The sequence below is a fragment of the Nonomuraea sp. NPDC050643 genome (genome assembly GCF_040654715.1).
Classification (GTDB): domain Bacteria; phylum Actinomycetota; class Actinomycetes; order Streptosporangiales; family Streptosporangiaceae; genus Nonomuraea.
Genome location: NZ_JBFAIM010000002.1, coordinates 55,427 through 71,594, shown reverse-complemented (window position 1 = coordinate 71,594; position 16,168 = coordinate 55,427). Strand labels below are relative to the sequence as shown.

Sequence of the window (16,168 nt, the reverse complement as noted above, 5' to 3'; positions counted from 1 at the left end):
GTCTTTACGTCATATGCATGTCATGACATATTGGCCAATGGTCTCCTCCCTTTAGGACACGTCGGAGGGTTTGCATGGCATTGCGGAAACGGTCGATGGGTGTGGTCGCGGTCATCACCGCGGCCGGTCTGGGGCTCGCCGCCTGCGGCCAGTCGTCCGGCGGAGGCGGGGACACCATCGAGCTGACGATCGCCCAGAACGCCATCGCCGGTGGGAAGAACGCGGCGGCGGCGAAGTTCATCGCGGACTGGGTCATCCCCAAGTTCGAGGCGGCCCAGAAGGCCAAGGGCAAGGACGTCACGGTCAAGTTCGTTCCCAGCGGCGTCGACGACGAGCAGTACAAGACCAAGCTCTCCCTCGACCTCAAGTCCGGCAAGGGCGCGGACGTGATCGACATCGACGGCATCTGGGCCGGCGAGTTCGCCGAGGCGGGCTACATCAAGCCGCTGTCCGAGCTGGTCGGGGCCGAGGCCGAGAGCTGGGACGGCTGGTCGCAGATCCCCGAGGCCGTCCAGGGGATGGCCGAGTTCAACGGCAAGAAGTACGCCCTGCCGGTCGGCACCGACGGCCGGGTGCTCTACTTCAACAAGACGCTCTTCGCCAAGGCGGGACTGCCCGCCGACTGGCAGCCCAAGAGCTGGCAGGAGGTCCTCGACGCCGGGGCCAAGCTGAAGTCGTCCGGCGTGCCCGTGCCGATCCAGATCAACGCCGGCACCGCGATGGGCGAGGCCACCTCGATGCAGGGCGTGCTGCCGCTGCTCGCGGGCGCGGGCGGCGAGGTGCAGAAGGACGGCAAGTGGACCGGCGCCGGCCAGCCGCTCAAGGACGCGCTCGGCCTCTACCAGAAGATCTACGGCGGCGGCCTCGGCGATCCGAAGCTCCAGCAGGAGGCCAAGGGGCGCGACAAGTCGTTCCAGCAGTTCGCCCAGGGCAAGATCGGCATCCTGCTGGAGGGCGACTACTTCTGGCGCGGCGTGGTCAACCCCAAGGACGGCGTGGCCAAGATGGCGGACCGCGACCAGGTGGTCGGGTACGCCATGATCCCCGCCATCGAGCCCGGCAAGGGCCTGCGCGGCCAGGACTTCGTCAGCATGTCCGGCGGCGCGCTGCGCACGGTCAACCCCGGCAGCAAGCACCCCAAGGAGGCGTTCGAGCTGCTGGCTTTCACGCTCTCGCCGGAGGCGCTGAAGGAGGAGACCAAGGACGGCAACGTCCGCACCACGCCGCGCACGGACGTCAACAAGGAGATCCTGGCCGGTGAGCCGCTCCTGACGTTCATCTCGGAGAAGGTGCTGCCGCTGACCGCCTACCGTCCGCCGGTGGCCGTCTATCCGCAGGTGTCGGTGGCGCTGCAGGAGGCCACCGCCGCGGTCGTGGGCGGGACCGCGCCCGACCAGGCGGCGGCCGACTACCAGAAGAAGCTCGAAGGAATCGTCGGTGGCGCAGGCAACATCGCCTCCTGAGGTACGCACAGAGGAACAGGCCCCCCGCTACAGCTCGGACGCGGCGGGCCTGGGACGGGCGCGGGCCGGGGCCTTCGTGGCCCCCGCCCTGCTGCTCATCGCCGTCTTCCTCGTCTTCCCCGCGCTCTGGGTGCTCTACCTCGGGCTCACCAACTACCGCCTGACCGGGGCCGCCGCGGCCGCGCCGCAGTTCGTCGGGCTGGGCAACCTCCTCGACGCGGTCGCCAACCCCACGTTCTGGAACTCCACCTGGCTGACCACGCAGTTCGTGCTGGGCTCGGCCGTCATCGGGCAGGTCGGGCTGGGCTTCACCATCGCCTGGCTGCTGCGCGACCGGCGCGGCCCGCTCAAGCGGCTGGTCGAGGGCCTGGTCATCCTGGCCTGGATCCTGCCGAGCGCGATCGTGTCGTTCCTGTGGGTGGCGCTGCTCGACCGTGACGGCGGCACCCTCAACGCGCTGCTCGGCATCCCCGGGTTCGCCTGGCTGCTCGACCATCCGATGCTGTCGATCATCGTGTTCAACACGTGGCGCGGCACGGCGTTCTCGATGATGCTGTACGGCGCCGCCCTCGGAAACGTGCCCCCCTCGCACCTGGAGAGCGCCCGCCTGGCCGGCGCCTCCGGCTGGCAGCAGCTCAGGGACGTGGTGTTCCCGCACATCCGCGGCCACATCCTGACGAACCTGCTGCTGATCAGCCTGTGGACGTTCAACGACTTCACCCCGTTCCTGCTCACCGCGGGCGGGCCCGACGGCAAGTCCGAGGTGCTGGCCGTGCACGTCTACAAGGTCGCCCTGCAGAGCGGCGAACTCGGTTACGGCGCCGCCGTCTCCACGATCATCCTGCTGATCAACCTGGTCGTGGCGGTGTTCTACCTGCGGCTGCTGCGGAGCAAGAAATGACGCGTTTCGTCCTGGGTCGGATCGGGTTCTGCACGCTGATCGCGGTGCTGCTGGCCTTCTTCACGATCCCGCTGCTGTGGCTGGTGACGGCGCCGTTCACCTCGGACCCCACGTACGAGGTCGTGGTGCCCGACTTCACCCTCGACAACTTCCGGGCGGTGCTGGAGCACCCGTACGCGCTGCCGTCGCTGTGGAACTCGGTCGTCCTGTCGGCCGGGACCGCCGTGCTGGTCGTGATCCTGGCGGCGCTGGCCGCGTACGCGCTGAGCCGGGTGCGGCTGCCCGGCCGGGACGCGCTGCTGTACGCGTTGCTGCTGCTGTCGTCGATCATCACGGGGACGGCGGCGATGGTGCCGTTGTTCCAGCTCGCGGTCGAGCTGAACCTCATCGACTCGCAGCTCGGGCTCATCCTCATCCTGACCGGCGGCCTGCTGCCCGCGGCGATCTTCATGCTGAAGGACTTCATGGACTCCACGCCGAAGTCCTACGAGGAGTCGGCGCGGGTGTTCGGGGCCTCGCCCCTGCAGATCGTGCGGCACGTGGTGGTCCCGCTGGTCCGGCCGGGGCTGGCGACCATCGGGGTCTGGGCCGTGGCCAACGTGTGGGGGAACTTCCTGATGCCGTACCTGTTGCTGAGCGATGTGGACAAGCAGCCGGCGGCGGTGATCACGTACACGCTGTACACCGAGGGCGGACAGGCCAACCTCAGCATGCTGTCCACGTTCGGGCTGCTGTACTCGATCCCCGTGGTCCTCATGTATCTGTTCGTCAGCAAGAAGTACGGCTTCCGCTTCCACGGAGGGATCAAGCGTTAATGGCCGCCATCGAACTACGCGGGCTGACCAAGGTCTATCCCGGCGGGGTGAAAGCCCTCGACGCGCTCGACCTGGCCGTCCCCGACGGCGAGTTCTTCGCCCTGCTCGGGCCCTCCGGCTGCGGCAAGACCACGCTGCTGCGCACGATCGCCGGGCTGGAGACCGCGACCGGCGGCGCCGTCCTCATCGGCGGGCGGGACGTGACCGGCGTGCAGCCGGGCGGCCGGGACGTGGCGATGGTCTTCCAGGACTACGCGTTGTTCCCGCACATGGACGTCTCCGACAACATCGCCTACCCGCTGCGGATCAAGAAGGTCGCGCGCGGGGCACGGCGTGAGAAGGCCGCCGAGGTGGGGGCGCGGCTCGGGCTCGAACAACTGATGGACCGGCGGCCGGGGCAGCTCTCCGGCGGGCAGCAGCAGCGGGTGGCGCTGGCCCGGGTGATGGCGACGCAGGCGCAGGCGTACCTGTTCGACGAGCCGCTGTCCAACCTGGACGCCCGGCTGCGGCTGGAGGCCCGCACGTTCCTCAAGAAGCTCCAGCGCGAGCTGGGCGTCACCACCGTGTTCGTCACCCACGACCAGGCCGAGGCGCTGGCCATGGCCGACCGGATGGCGGTCATGGAGGCCGGGCACATCCGGCAGATCGGTACGCCGGCCGAGGTGTTCCAGCGGCCGGCCAACACCTTCGTGGCCGGCTTCATCGGCTCGACGCCCATGAACCTGCTGGACGGCGCCGTACGAGGTGACACGCTGGAGGTGGCAGGCTGCAAGGTGGCGGTCCCGGCGGCGGGACTGTCCGACGGCGAGCAGATCGTGTACGGCGTGCGGCCCGAGTACATGTCCTACTCGGCCGAGCCCGTGGAGGGCGCGCTGGGTGGAAAGGTGGTCATCGTGGAGAACCTCGGTGCCTCCCACCTGGTGACCCTCGACGTCAACGACGTGACCGTGCAGGCCGTCGTGCCCGAAGGGAGTGAGCCCGCCGTCGGTGACGAGGGCCACGCCCTGCCCCGGCGCGATCGGGCCCTGGTCTACCGGGACGGAGAACTCGTGTGAGAGGCCACTGGACGCTGGACGACCGGCTGGAGCGGATCCTGCGGGAGGTGCCCTTCGAGGTGCCCGCCGGGGCCGCCGCCGTCACCGTGCGGCTCTCCTACGACCGGTCACAAGGGGTGATCGACCTCGGGTGCGGCTCGCCGGACGGCTTCCGCGGCTGGTCGGGTGGCGCGCGGGACGAGTACACGATCACCCCGGGCTGGGCCACCCCCGGCTACCTGCCGGGCGAGCCGGAGACCGGGACGTGGCACGTGTGGCTGCGGCTGCACCGGATCCCGCCCCAGGGGCTCGACTACACCCTGGACATCTCGGTCGAGACCGTCGCGCCCCCCGAGCCTCCGGCCGAGGAGCCGCCGCACGGGGAGCGCCCGCCTCGGCGGGACATCCCCGACGTCGGCGGGCTGCGGTGGTTCGCGGGCGACTTCCACGCCCACACCCTGCACAGCGACGGCGCCCTGACCATCGCCGAGCTGGCCGAGCTCGCCTACGGGCGCGGCCTCGACTTCCTGGCCGTCACCGACCACAACACCGTCAGCCACCACCCCTGGCTGGGCAAGATCGACCGGGACATCACGCTCATCCCCGGCCAGGAGGTCACCACCGACCGGGGCCACGCGAACGTGTTCGGCGACGTCGGCTGGGTGGACTTCCGGCGGCCGGCCGACTCCTGGGTCGAGCACGCCGAGCGCGCGGGCGGGCTGATCTCGATCAACCACCCGCTCGGCGGCGACTGCGCCTGGCTGCTGCCGATCAGCCGCCGCCCACGCGTCGCGGAGGTGTGGAGCTCCGGCTGGTGGGACCGCCGCTGGGGCGCGCCGCTGACCTGGGCGGAGGCCTGGCGCGACGACGTGATCGCGATCGGCGGCAGCGACTTCCACCGCCACGGCTCCGACGGCCTGCCCGGCGGACCCACCACCTGGGTGCTGGCCGAGGACACCACGACGGTGCTCGACGGCGTGCGCGCGGGCCGTACCGCCGTGTCCACGGGACCCGACGGGCCGCTGCTGGTCAGACTGGGCGACGAACTGCTCGCCCTGGACGCCGACGGCCTGGTGCTGGTCCGCCCCGACGGCACCCGGCAGGTGGTCCGCGGCGAGCGCGTGCTGCTGCGGGCGATCGACGGGCCGCACCGGTTGGAAACCTATGAGAACGAGGTGATCGCCCTATGCGCGTGAGGAAAGTCGCCAACGCCCCTGTGAGCTTCGGCGTGTTCGAGCTGAGCGACGCTCCGCCGCCGCTGACCGCCGACGAGATGGTCCGCGCGCTGTCCGAGGCGGGCTACGAGGGCATCGACTCCGGGCCCATCGGCTATCTCGGCACCGGCACCGAGCTGGCCGACCGGCTGAGCTCGAACGGGCTGCTGCTGGCGGGCGGCTGGGTGGACCTGCGGTACGGCGACGCGGACGCCTACGCCCAGGGGCTCCCGGCCCTGGAGGCCGCGCTGGACGTGTTCGCCGCCGCGCCCGCGGGGGACCTGGCGCCCCGGCCCACGCTGGCCTGCTCGGGCTCGCCCGAACGGTTCGCCCGTCCCGGCGGGAGCGTTCCAGGGCTGGCGTCGCCGGAGTGGCCCGCGTACGCCGCCCGCGTCCAGGAGGCCACCGACCGCTGCCGCGAGCGCGGATTCGAGCCCGTCTTCCACCACCACCTCGGCACCTACGTCGAGACCCCCGACGACGTCGAACGGCTGCTGGAGCTGACCGACGTGCAGCTCTGCCTCGACACCGGCCACCTGCTGCTGGCCGGGGGCGACCCGGTGACGGCGCTGCGCGCCTGGGCCGGGCGGGTCGGGCACGTGCACATCAAGGACGGCGACACCAAGATCCTCGAGCAGGCCCTGAGCGACGGCGTGGACCTGCGCGAGCTCATGGGGCGCGGCGGGTTCGCGCAGCTCGGTGAGGGCGAGCTGGACCTGCCCGGCGTGGTCGCGACACTGGACGAGATCGGTTACGAGGGCTGGATCGTCATCGAGCAGGACACGCTGCCCGGGCGGCGCACGGTCGCCCAGAACGTCGCCGACCAGGCGGCCAACCGACGGAAGCTGAAGGACTTGGGACTTTGAGAATCGCGCTTGTGGGTTGCGGGGCCGTCACCCAGGCGGTCTACGTGCCGCTGCTGTCGAGGCGGCGGGACCTGTTCGAGGTGGTCGCCGTCTGCGACCTGTCGAAGACCCTCGCCGACGCCGTGGGCGACCGGCTGGGGGCCGAGCGGCGGTACACGTCGGTGGCCGACCTGCTCGCCGCCGGCGGCTTCGAGGCGGTCGTCGTGCTGGCTTCCGGCTCCCACGGCGAGACCGTGCGCCAGGCGCTCGAGGCCGGCCACGCGGTGCTGTGCGAGAAGCCGCTCGCGCTGACCAGGGCCGAGGTGGCCGCGCTGCCCGAGGGGCGGCTGATGGTGGGCTACATGAAGCAGTACGACCCGGCCGTGCGCCGGGCCGAGGAGCTGCTGGCCTCGCTGGGCGGCCCCGGGATCATCCGGTCGGTCGAGGTGAGCGTGCTGCATCCCAGCGGGGAGTCGCAGCTCGCGTTCGCCAACCTGACGCAGGCCCGGGACGTGGACGCCGGGCTGCTGGCCTCGCTGCGGGCCGCCGAGCACGAACTGGTGTCGCGGGCGCTGGGGGAGTCGGCGCCGGAGGCGGTCAGGAACCTGTACGGAGTGGCGCTGGGGTCGATCTGCCATGACTTGTCGCTCTTGAGGCGCTTTACCGGCTCTCCTGCTGAAATTTCGTACGTCGAAGCCTGGGGTCCCGCGCCCGGCTCCATCGAGATCTCCGGACCGCTGCCCGTCCAGGGCCGGTTCGCCATCCGGTGGCACTACCTGGAGGACTATCCCGCCTACCGGGAGACCGTGGCCATCCATCACGACAAGGGCTCGATCGAGCTCGTCTTCCCCTCGCCGTACCTGATGAACGCCCCGACCACGCTCACCGTGGTGTCCGGTGGTGAAAGCCGGACGGAGTGGCGCGAGGTGACTGAGGCGTTCGAGGTACAGCTCGCCGCTTTCCATGCTTTCGTGAACGATGGCAAGCCGCCGCTCACCGACGTGGGCGGCGCGCTCGAGGACATCGTGACGGCTCAGCGGATCGCGGCCCGCTACGCCGTACGGCATGAACTGCCCATGGGAGGGGAGGCAGCGTGAGCACGGAGATCGTCGTCGTACCGCACACACACTGGGACAGGGAGTGGTACGAGCCCTTCCAGCGCTTCAGGCTGCGCCTGGTGGCGCTGCTCGACGAGGTGCTCGACACGATGGAACGCGAGCCCGCCTACCATTTCACCCTCGACGGGCAGCTCGCCTGCGTGGACGACTACCTCGAGGTGCGCCCGGAGAACCGTGACCGCATCGCGGCGCTGGTCGAGGCCGGGCGGCTGGCGGTCGGGCCGTGGCAGATCCTGCTCGACGAGTTCCTGTGCTCGGGCGAGAACATCATCCGCAACCTCGAGCTGGGCATGAGCCGGTCGGACAAGCTCGGCGGGTCGATGCCGGTGGGCTACCTGCCGGACATGTTCGGGCACACGGCCCAGATGCCGCAGATCCTGCGCAAGGCCGGGCTGCTACACGCGTGCGTTTATCGCGGCGTGCCGTCCGCCGTCACCACCGACGCCTTCGCCTGGGTGGCGCCCGACGGCACGGCGTTGCGCACCCAGTACCTGCCGGCCGGCGGCTACGGGAACGGGGCGCACCTGTTCTCCGACACCGACGGGCTGACCGGGCGAGCGCAGGCGTTCGTGAAGACCATGCGCGAGTGGCGCGGGCCCGAGGGGGCGCTACTGGCCATGTACGGCACCGACCACTCCGCGCCCGTGCGCGGGCTGCCGGAGATGGTCGCGGCGATCGGTGCCCGCATGGACACCTTGTCCGGATATATCGGGGCATTCTCTGGCGACGTCGCTGGGCTGCCCCGCGTCCACGGCGAGCTGCGCTCCCACGCCCGCGCCAACATCCTGCCCGGCGTCATCTCGGTCCGCGCCCACGTCAAGCAGGCCATGGGCCGCGCCGAGCGGATGGTCGAACGCTACGCCGAGCCGCTGGCCACGCTCTGGGGCGCCGAATGGCCGGGACGCTTCCTGGACATGGCGTGGTGGCGGCTGGTGGACGCCAGCGGGCACGACTCGGTGACCGGCTGCGGCGTGGACGACACCGCCCAGCAGGTGGCCGCGCGCATCGCGGAGGCCGAACACCTCGGGCAGGCCGTCCGCGACATGGTGACCGCCCGCCTGGCCGCGTTCGTACCGGTCGACGGGGTGCTGATCGTCAACCCCACGCCCGCTCCCCGGCGCGGCGTCGTGATCGTGGACATGGCGGGCACCGACCCGCTGGTGGACGCGACGGGCCGGCCGGTGCCCACCCAGCCGCTGGAATACGCCGCCACGCTGCTGCTCGACGACGAGGTCGACCCGGCCACGGCCCTGACCTTCATCCACGGGACCGAGCTCTACGGCCAGCACGTCACCTCCTGGGCGGTCGAGGGCGAGACGCTGACGTTCACGGTGGCGCGCGAGAGCACGGTGCCCTTCGACGTGGACGACCTGCGCGGCGCCCTCGACGGCGTCACCCACCTGCGCATCCTCGCCGAGCCCCGGCGCACGGTGGCGGCCCTGGTGGAGGCGCCGCCCCTGGGCCACACGAGCGTCCGCCCGGCGCCACGCGACCAGGTCTACGGCCCCGGCACCGCCGGGCGCCTGCCCGGCGAGCACCACCCGTCGTGCTGGCTCAGCTCCGACTCGGCACCCCTGCCGGTGCGCGGGGACGAGCAGGTGCTGGACAACGGTCTGCTGCGGGTCACGATCGGCTCCGACGGCACGCTGACCCTGGTCGGCCAGGACGGGACCACGGTCACGGGCGCGGGCCGCATCGTGGACGGCGGCGACGTGGGCGACACCTACAACCACGCGCCCCCGCCGGTGGACGTGGTGGTGTCCGAGCCGGAGTCGGTGGCGGTCGAGGTGGTCTGCACGGGGCCGCTGCTGGCGATCGTCGACGTGCGGCGCACGTACCGGTGGCCGGCCTCCGGCGAGTCGATCGAGGGCGCCCCCGAGGTGCCCGCCGGGACCCGCGCGCACCGCATGGAGCGGGCCACCGTCATGACGCGCGTCGAGCTGCGGGCGGGCGAGCCGTTCGTACGGCTGGACGTCGAGTTCGACAACCGCTGCGCCGACCACCGGGTGCGCCTGCACGTGCCGCTGCCGACGCCGGACGCCTCCGAGTCGCACGCGGAGGGCCAGTTCGCGGTCGTCACCCGGGGACTGACCGCCGAGGGCGGCTGCGGCGAGACCCCGCTGCCCACGTTCCCGGCCTCGTCGTGGGTGGCGGCGGGCGGCGTGGCGGCGCTGCTCGAGCACGTGACCGAGTACGAGGTGGTGGAGGGCGAGCTGGCCCTGACGCTGCTCCGCTCGGTCGGCTACCTCTCGCGCAACCGCAACGGCCTGCGCCCCGAACCGGCCGGCCCCCAGTTGCCCACTCCCGCCGCGCAGTCGCGCGGGGTGCGGAAGGTGAGCTTGGCGCTGATGCCGTACCAGGGGGCGTGGGGCGAGGTGGTCCCGCAGGCGGAGGCCTTCCGGCACGACCTGCTCGTGGTGCCCGGCACGGCGGAGAGCGCCCTGCCGCTCCCCTCCCCGGCCGCCGGGCTGTCGGTGACCGGCGAGGGCGTTGTGATGACCTCACTCCGGGACCGGGACGGCTGGTGCGAACTCCGCGTCGTGGCCCTCACCCCGGACCCGACGGAAGCCGTGATCTCCGGCTCTCTCACAGAAGCCCGGCACGCCGACCTGCGTGGGCGTCCGGGAGAGTCTGTGCAGGTCAGCGATGGAGTGGTGCGCTTGCCCCTGGGTGGCTGGGAAATCGCCACCATCCAGTTCCGTCAACTCTAGGTAATGAATCGAACGCACGTAGTAATGTCCCCGCATGGTCACGGCACAGCACGAAGGTCTCAACAAGATTGCGACCTTCAATGTCGAGTACACGAGAGACATGTTGCGGGCGCTGTTCGATCTGCCGATTCCGAAGTCGGGCGAGGCGTGCCTCGCTTCACCCGACCTGTCGGAGGCGGATCCCGGCGTCTGCCGGGCGGACGCCGCGATCCTGTACGGGAAGGGGAAGGAGAAGTTCGGGGTCATCGTCGAGACGCAGCGCGCGCCGGATGATGACAAGCTGTATTCGTGGCTGGAGTACATCGCGAACTTCCGGGCCCGCGAGCACTGCCCGGCCTGCCTGATCGTCATCTGCCCCAATCGCGAGGTGGCCCGATGGGCGGAGCAGGAGATCTTCACCGGCCATCCAGGGCTGACCCTGAAGGTCCTGATCATTCACGAGGGGAACACGCCGGTCATCACGGATGTCCCTCAGGCCACGGAGAACATCGGGCTGGCGGTCATCTCGGCCATCACGCAGAGCCGGCATCCGCGCTTCGCGGACATCGCGGCCACGGTGCAGCAGGCGCTGGATCATATCGATAGCGACCAGGCTTGGCGGTACGCTCGATATATCAATCTGTCACTGGAAGGCGACGCACAGCGAGAGTGGGAGCGGGGCATGAGCACGATGACCTATCCATACCAGGGCGAATACGCCGAGGGCCTACTGGCGCAAGGTGAGGCGCGGGGCGAGGCGCGGGGTGAGGCTCGGGGTGAGGCGAAGTCCGTGCTGAAGATCCTGGAAGGGCGTGGGGTCGTCGTGTCCGATGCGGTGCGGAGTCGGGTGATGGAGTGTGAGGATCAGATCACCTTGGATGGGTGGCTGATGCGGGCGATCAAGGTCGAGGCGGCGGAGGAGCTTTTCGACTGAGTCGCCCCGGGCTACGGTCCGAGGAGGCCGAGTTGGCGGGCGGCGCGGACGGCGAGCCAGACCTCCGCGAACGCCGCGCTTGACGACAGGTCGCGCCCGGTGAGGGCGGAGAAGCGGCGCAGCCGGTAGGAGAGCGTGTTCGGGTGGATGTGGAGGGCGGCCGCGGCGTCCTCCACGTGCCGGTTGCGTTCCATCCAGACCCGCACGGACGTCAGCAACTGCGAGCCGTGCCCCTCGTCGTAGGCCAGCACCTCGCCCAGGACATGATCCACCAGGGCCGTCAGCGTCGCCGGGTCGTCGGGGAGCCAGCGGCCCGTGGTGTCCTCGCCGTAGTGGACCAGCGGCTTGCCGGCCTCACCCGCGTGCGAGGCCGCCCACACCGCCTCCCGCTGGGCCACCGTCAGTGACTCCCCGGGCGGGAACGGGCGGCTCATCCCGGCCGCCGCGCCCGGCAGGGCGGCCACGGCCGGGCCGAGGGAGGTCGGGCCCAGGACGTGGTGGTCGTCGCCGCGTCTCAGCATGAGGTGGGGCAGGTCGTCCAGGGCCCTGCGGAGGGCGTCGTCCGGGACGCCGCGCACCACCAGCAGCACCGTGTCCGCGTCCATGGGCAGGCCGAACCGGGCCAGGCGGCGGCGGGCGGCGGGTGGGTCGAGGATGTTCTGGAGGAGCTCGGCCAGGGTCTCCGCGCCCTCTCTGCGCAGCGTCTCCCGCTCGTGGCGGGCCATCGCCACCTGGAGGGCCGCCACCGTGGCGATGTGCTGGACCACCGCCAGGCCCGCCGGCCGGGCGCCCTCGCGCTCGAAGGCCACCAGATAGCCCGCGGGGCCGCCGGGCGCCGAGACCGGCAGGACGAAGCCGCCCGGGATCGTGGGCGGGGCGTCGGGCTCGGCCGGGAGGACGTCCAGGGAGGGCACCGGGACGCCCGGCAGCAGGGGGCGGCCGTGACGGGTGGAGAGGTAGACGTCGTAGCCCGACAGGCGTTCCAGGCGTTTGAAGAGGGTCGGGGTGTCCAGGTCCTCCGAGGCCAGCCAGCGCAGGGCGCCGAACACCTGGAGCTGGGCCCCCAGACGGTGGCTGGCGTCCTCGCGCAGGGCCGCCGCCACCTCCTGGGAGATCGCGATGAACGGGACCGCCAGCGGGACCTCCAGCACCGGCATGCCCCGCGCCCGCGCGGTCTCGAAGAAGATCGGGTGCAGGGGCGGCACGTGGAGCTGGGCCGACAGGGCCAGGGCCGAGACGCCGGCGTCGTCGAGGCGTTCCAGGTAGGCGCGCTGCCTGGCCGCCGCACGGGGGACGCCGATGCCGGTGGTCATGATGACCTCCGCCCCGAGCAGCCAGGGCGTGGGGTCGTCGAGTTCGCTCACGTGCGCCCACGAGACCGAGCGCGACAGGCCGGACTCGCCGGCCAGGACACGGAGCTGGAGGGCGGGGGAGCGGAGCAGGTCTTCGACCGTGAGCTTGTGGTCAACCACAACACACACCGTAATAGATTGTGATGACCACAATTGTCGCAGGTCAGAAGCATGACGAACACTTGCCGCATGAACACAGGCCCCGTCGACTCCACCAGGGTCCCCCGTTTCGCCGGGCCCGCCACCTTCGCCCGCCTGCCCAGGATCGATCAGGTCGAGCGGGCGGACGTGGCGGTCGTCGGGGTGCCCTTCGACACCGGCGTGTCCTACCGGCCGGGCGCGCGGTTCGGGCCTTCGGCGGTGCGGGAGGCGTCCCGGTTGCTGCGGCCGTACCATCCGGGGCTGGACGTCTCGCCGTTCGAGCGGGTGCAGGTCGCCGACGCGGGGGACATCGCGGTCAATCCCTTCGACATCGGGCAGGCCATCGAGACCATCGAGGCGGCGGCCGGCGAGATGGACGCCCGGCTCGTCACCATCGGCGGGGACCACACGATCGCGCTGCCGCTGCTGCGGGCGGCGGCCAGGAAGCACGGGCCCGTGGCGCTGGTGCACTTCGACGCGCACCTCGACACCTGGGACACCTACTTCGGGGCCGCGTACACGCACGGCACCCCGTTCCGGCGGGCCGTGGAGGAGGGCATTCTCGACACCGAGGCGCTCAGCCACGTCGGCATCCGCGGGTCCCTGTACGGCAAGAAGGATCTGGCGGAGGACCGGCGGCTCGGGTTCGGCATCATCACCGCCGCCGACGTGCTGCGGCGCGGGCTGGATGAGGTCATCGACCGGCTGCGGCAGCGGGTCGGCGACCGGCCGCTCTACGTCTCCGTCGACATCGACGTGCTCGACCCCGCCCACGCCCCGGGCACCGGAACCCCGGAGGCGGGCGGGCTCACCAGCCGGGAACTGCTCGAGATCCTGCGCGGCCTGGCCGGCCGCAACCTGATCGGGGCCGACGTGGTCGAGGTGGCCCCGGCCTACGACCACGCGGAGATCACCTCGATCGCCGCCTCCCACGTGGCCTACGACCTCGTCAGCCTGCTGGCGATCCAGGAGAAGACATGAGCTCCCTCACCGAGATCGAGACCTACGGGGTCGAGCGGATCCCCGACGCCGACCGTACCGCGCGGCCCGTCGATCTGTTCCGGGTGGCGTTCGGCGGCGCCAACACCTTCGCGACCTGCGTCCTCGGCGCCTTCCCCATCCTGTTCGGGCTGTCGTTCTGGCAGGGGCTGGCCGCCACCGTGCTGGGGCTGGTGGTCGGGGCGCTGATCCTGGCGCCGCTGTCGCTGTTCGGGCCGCTCAACGGCACCAACAACGCCGTCTCCTCCTCGGCGCACCTGGGCGTGCACGGCCGGGTCGTGGGGTCCTTCCTGTCGCTGCTCACCGCCATCGCGTTCTTCTCGATCTCGGTGTGGTCGTCGGGGGACGCGCTCGTGGGCGGCGCGCACCGGCTGATCGGGCTGCCCGACACCGACCTGTCGTACGGCGTCGCCTACGCCCTGTTCGCCGTGCTCGTGCTCATCGTCTGCGTGTACGGCTTCCGCTTCATGCTCTTCGTCAACAAGATCGCGGTCGCGGCGGCGTCCCTGCTGTTCGTCCTGGGTGTGTTCGCCTTCGCCGGCGACTTCGACCCGTCCTACCCCGGCGCGCTGGCCCCGGGCGACCCGCTGTTCTGGCCGTCGTTCATCGGCGCGGCCCTGATCGTGCTGTCGAACCCGGTCTCGTTCGGCGCCTTCCTGGGCGACTGGTCCCGCTACATCCCGGCCGCCACGCCGAAGTCGCGGGTGATGGCCGCGGCGTTCCTGTCGCAGATCGCGACCATCCTGCCGTTCTTCTTCGGCCTGTCCACCGCCTCGATCATCGCCGCCAAGGCCGCCGAGTACGTGGACCCGGCCGCGCCCAACTACGTCGGCGGCCTGCTGGCCGTCTCACCCGGCTGGTATTTCGTGCCCGTCTGCCTGATCGCCCTGATCGGCGGCATGTCCACCGGCACCACCTCCCTGTACGGCACCGGCCTCGACTTCTCCAGCGTCTTCCCGCGCTTCTCCCGGGTGCAGGCCACGGTGTTCATCGGCACGCTGTCGATCGTCTTCATCTTCGTCGGGCGTTTCGCGGCCAACCTCACGCAGAGCATCTCGACGTTCGCCACACTGATCATCACGTGCACGGCGCCCTGGATGGTGATCATGATGCTCGGCTACGTGACGCGGCGCGGCTGGTACGACCCCGAGGCGCTCCAGGTGTTCAACCGCCGCCAGCGTGGCGGACGCTACTGGTTCGCGCACGGCTGGAACTGGCGCGGGCTGAGCGCCTGGCTGCTCTCCGCCGGGCTGGCGCTGCTGTTCGTGAACCTGCCGGGGCAGTTCGTCGGCCCGCTGGGCCATCTGGCGAGCGAGGTGGACATCTCGCTCCCCGTCGGGCTGGCCGTGGCCGCGCTGCTGTACCTGGCGCTGCTGGCCGTCTTCCCCGAGCCGCGCGAGGTCTACGGTCCCCGCGGGCCGCGCCTGGTCCGCTCGGCCGACACCCCGATCGTGCCCATCGTCGACGCCGCCGCCGAGCCGGTCGCGTGATGACGCTCATCGACCTGTCGGTGCCGGTCGAGACCGGGATGCCCGTCTATCCGGGCGACCCGGAGGTCTCGATCGGCCCGGCGCTCACCGTGGCCCACGACGGCGTGAACGTGCTGGGCCTGCACCTGGGCTCCCACTCGGGCACCCACGTGGACGCCCCGAGCCACCTCGACGACTCGCTGCCCACGCTGGACGACCTGCCGCTGGAGCGCTTCGCCGGGCCCGCCGCCGTCGTGGACGTCCGGGGGCTGGCGCCGCGCGCGCCGATCGGGCCCGAGGCGTTCATGGAGGTGCGGGCGGGGACGATCGTGCTGGTCGCCACCGGCTGGTCCGCGCACTGGGGGACCGACGGCTACCGGGCGCATCCGTTCCTCACGGAGGAGGCCGCGACACTGCTGGTGGAGCGGGGGGTGCGTACGGTGGGGATCGACGCGCTGAGCGTGGACCCCACGCCCGCCGACGACTTTCCCGCGCACCGGGTGCTCTGCGGCGCGCACGCCGTCATCGCCGAGAACCTGACCGGCCTCGGCCGCCTGCTGGAGGCGCGCGGCCCGATCGAGGTGTCGATGTTCCCGATCAGGCTGGCGGGCGCGGACGGCGCGCCCGTCCGGCCCGTGGCGAGGGTGGGTTAGCGGGTGCCCCAGGAGTATGTCTGCTTACGCAGCTTCAGGTACACGAACGACTCGGTCGCGCGTACGGCCGGGATGGCGCGGATCTTGCTGAGGATCTCCAGCAGGTGGCCGTCGCCCTCGCAGACCACCTCCACGATCACGTCGAAGGAGCCCGCCGTGAGCACCACATAGTCGATCTCCTCGATGGCCGCCAGTTCGTCGGCCACCGACTCCAGGTCGCCCTCGCAGTTGACGCCGATCATGGCCTGCCGGGGGAAGCCGAGTGTGAGGGGGTCGGTGACGGCGACGATCTGCATGACGCCGGCGTCCTGGAGGCGCTGGACGCGCTGACGCACCGCGGCCTCCGAGAGGCCGACCGCCTTCCCGATCGCCGCGTACGGCATCCGCCCGTCGTTCTGGAGCTGCTCGATGATCTGTTTCGACAGATCGTCGAGGACCACCGGACCGGCGCTCGAATTGTTCCGGCGTACGCGGGGCGGTGTCGTCATAGAGAGGATTCCTCCTACCCGTCCGGCGTTACGGGGGCGTTCCCCCTGGATT

14 protein-coding genes are annotated in these 16,168 nt (G+C 71.2%); 12 read left to right on the top strand and 2 right to left on the bottom strand.

The window, feature by feature from the left end:
• The first annotated feature begins 74 nt into the window (after positions 1-74).
• From AB0I15_RS02535 to AB0I15_RS02495, 9 genes are read left to right on the top strand one after another with little or no spacing between them, the layout of a single operon-like run.
• The gene (locus AB0I15_RS02535) at positions 75-1,463 is read left to right on the top strand and encodes an extracellular solute-binding protein (RefSeq protein WP_358088944.1); all 1,389 of its coding nucleotides are present in this window, start codon (positions 75-77) and stop codon (positions 1,461-1,463) included.
• Positions 1,438-2,364, top strand: coding sequence for a sugar ABC transporter permease (locus tag AB0I15_RS02530; RefSeq protein ID WP_358088942.1), 927 nt, complete (start codon positions 1,438-1,440; stop codon positions 2,362-2,364). Before AB0I15_RS02535 ends, AB0I15_RS02530 begins: the two co-directional genes overlap by 26 nt.
• Positions 2,361-3,179, top strand: a complete 819-nt coding sequence (locus AB0I15_RS02525; RefSeq protein ID WP_358088939.1) for a carbohydrate ABC transporter permease — start codon at positions 2,361-2,363, stop codon at positions 3,177-3,179. Before AB0I15_RS02530 ends, AB0I15_RS02525 begins: the two co-directional genes overlap by 4 nt.
• Positions 3,179-4,234, top strand: a complete 1,056-nt coding sequence (locus AB0I15_RS02520; protein ID WP_358088936.1) for an ABC transporter ATP-binding protein — start codon at positions 3,179-3,181, stop codon at positions 4,232-4,234. The genes AB0I15_RS02525 and AB0I15_RS02520 overlap by 1 nt, the downstream gene beginning before the upstream one ends.
• Entirely contained in the window at positions 4,231-5,409 is a 1,179-nt protein-coding gene (locus AB0I15_RS02515; RefSeq protein WP_358088933.1) for a CehA/McbA family metallohydrolase, read from the top strand. Before AB0I15_RS02520 ends, AB0I15_RS02515 begins: the two co-directional genes overlap by 4 nt.
• The gene (locus AB0I15_RS02510; protein ID WP_358088930.1) at positions 5,400-6,293 is read left to right on the top strand and encodes a TIM barrel protein; all 894 of its coding nucleotides are present in this window, start codon (positions 5,400-5,402) and stop codon (positions 6,291-6,293) included. Before AB0I15_RS02515 ends, AB0I15_RS02510 begins: the two co-directional genes overlap by 10 nt.
• On the top strand, positions 6,290-7,369 hold the full coding sequence (locus tag AB0I15_RS02505; RefSeq protein ID WP_358088927.1) for a Gfo/Idh/MocA family oxidoreductase: 1,080 nt from the start codon (positions 6,290-6,292) through the stop codon (positions 7,367-7,369). Before AB0I15_RS02510 ends, AB0I15_RS02505 begins: the two co-directional genes overlap by 4 nt.
• A complete protein-coding gene (locus tag AB0I15_RS02500; RefSeq protein ID WP_358088924.1) occupies positions 7,366-10,101 on the top strand; it encodes an alpha-mannosidase in 2,736 nt (911 codons plus the stop codon). Before AB0I15_RS02505 ends, AB0I15_RS02500 begins: the two co-directional genes overlap by 4 nt.
• A 34-nt stretch (positions 10,102-10,135) precedes the next feature.
• Positions 10,136-11,014: a hypothetical protein gene (locus AB0I15_RS02495; protein WP_358088922.1), complete on the top strand. Its 879-nt coding sequence runs from the start codon at positions 10,136-10,138 to the stop codon at positions 11,012-11,014.
• A gap of 11 nt (positions 11,015-11,025) precedes the next feature.
• Here the strand turns inward: AB0I15_RS02495 and AB0I15_RS02490 are convergent, their stop codons facing one another.
• Positions 11,026-12,486 carry a PucR family transcriptional regulator ligand-binding domain-containing protein gene (locus AB0I15_RS02490; protein ID WP_358088919.1) on the bottom strand — a complete coding sequence of 487 codons (1,461 nt, stop codon included), beginning with the start codon at positions 12,484-12,486 and terminating at the stop codon, positions 11,026-11,028.
• 69 nt (positions 12,487-12,555) lie between these two features.
• Here AB0I15_RS02490 and speB point away from each other — a divergent pair, with 69 nt between their 5' ends.
• The 3 genes from speB to AB0I15_RS02475 are packed head-to-tail and all read left to right on the top strand — an operon-like array spanning position 12,556 to position 15,628.
• The gene (gene speB, locus AB0I15_RS02485) at positions 12,556-13,488 is read left to right on the top strand and encodes an agmatinase (protein WP_358088916.1); all 933 of its coding nucleotides are present in this window, start codon (positions 12,556-12,558) and stop codon (positions 13,486-13,488) included.
• Positions 13,485-14,996 (top strand): cytosine permease, encoded by a 1,512-nt coding sequence (locus tag AB0I15_RS02480; protein ID WP_358088913.1) that lies wholly within the window; start codon positions 13,485-13,487, stop codon positions 14,994-14,996. Before speB ends, AB0I15_RS02480 begins: the two co-directional genes overlap by 4 nt.
• Positions 14,996-15,628: a cyclase family protein gene (locus tag AB0I15_RS02475; RefSeq protein WP_358088909.1), complete on the top strand. Its 633-nt coding sequence runs from the start codon at positions 14,996-14,998 to the stop codon at positions 15,626-15,628. The genes AB0I15_RS02480 and AB0I15_RS02475 overlap by 1 nt, the downstream gene beginning before the upstream one ends.
• Here AB0I15_RS02475 and AB0I15_RS02470 read toward each other — a convergent pair.
• Positions 15,625-16,116 (bottom strand): Lrp/AsnC family transcriptional regulator, encoded by a 492-nt coding sequence (locus AB0I15_RS02470; RefSeq protein WP_358088906.1) that lies wholly within the window; start codon positions 16,114-16,116, stop codon positions 15,625-15,627. The genes AB0I15_RS02475 and AB0I15_RS02470 overlap by 4 nt on opposite strands.
• Positions 16,117-16,168 lie beyond the last annotated feature (52 nt).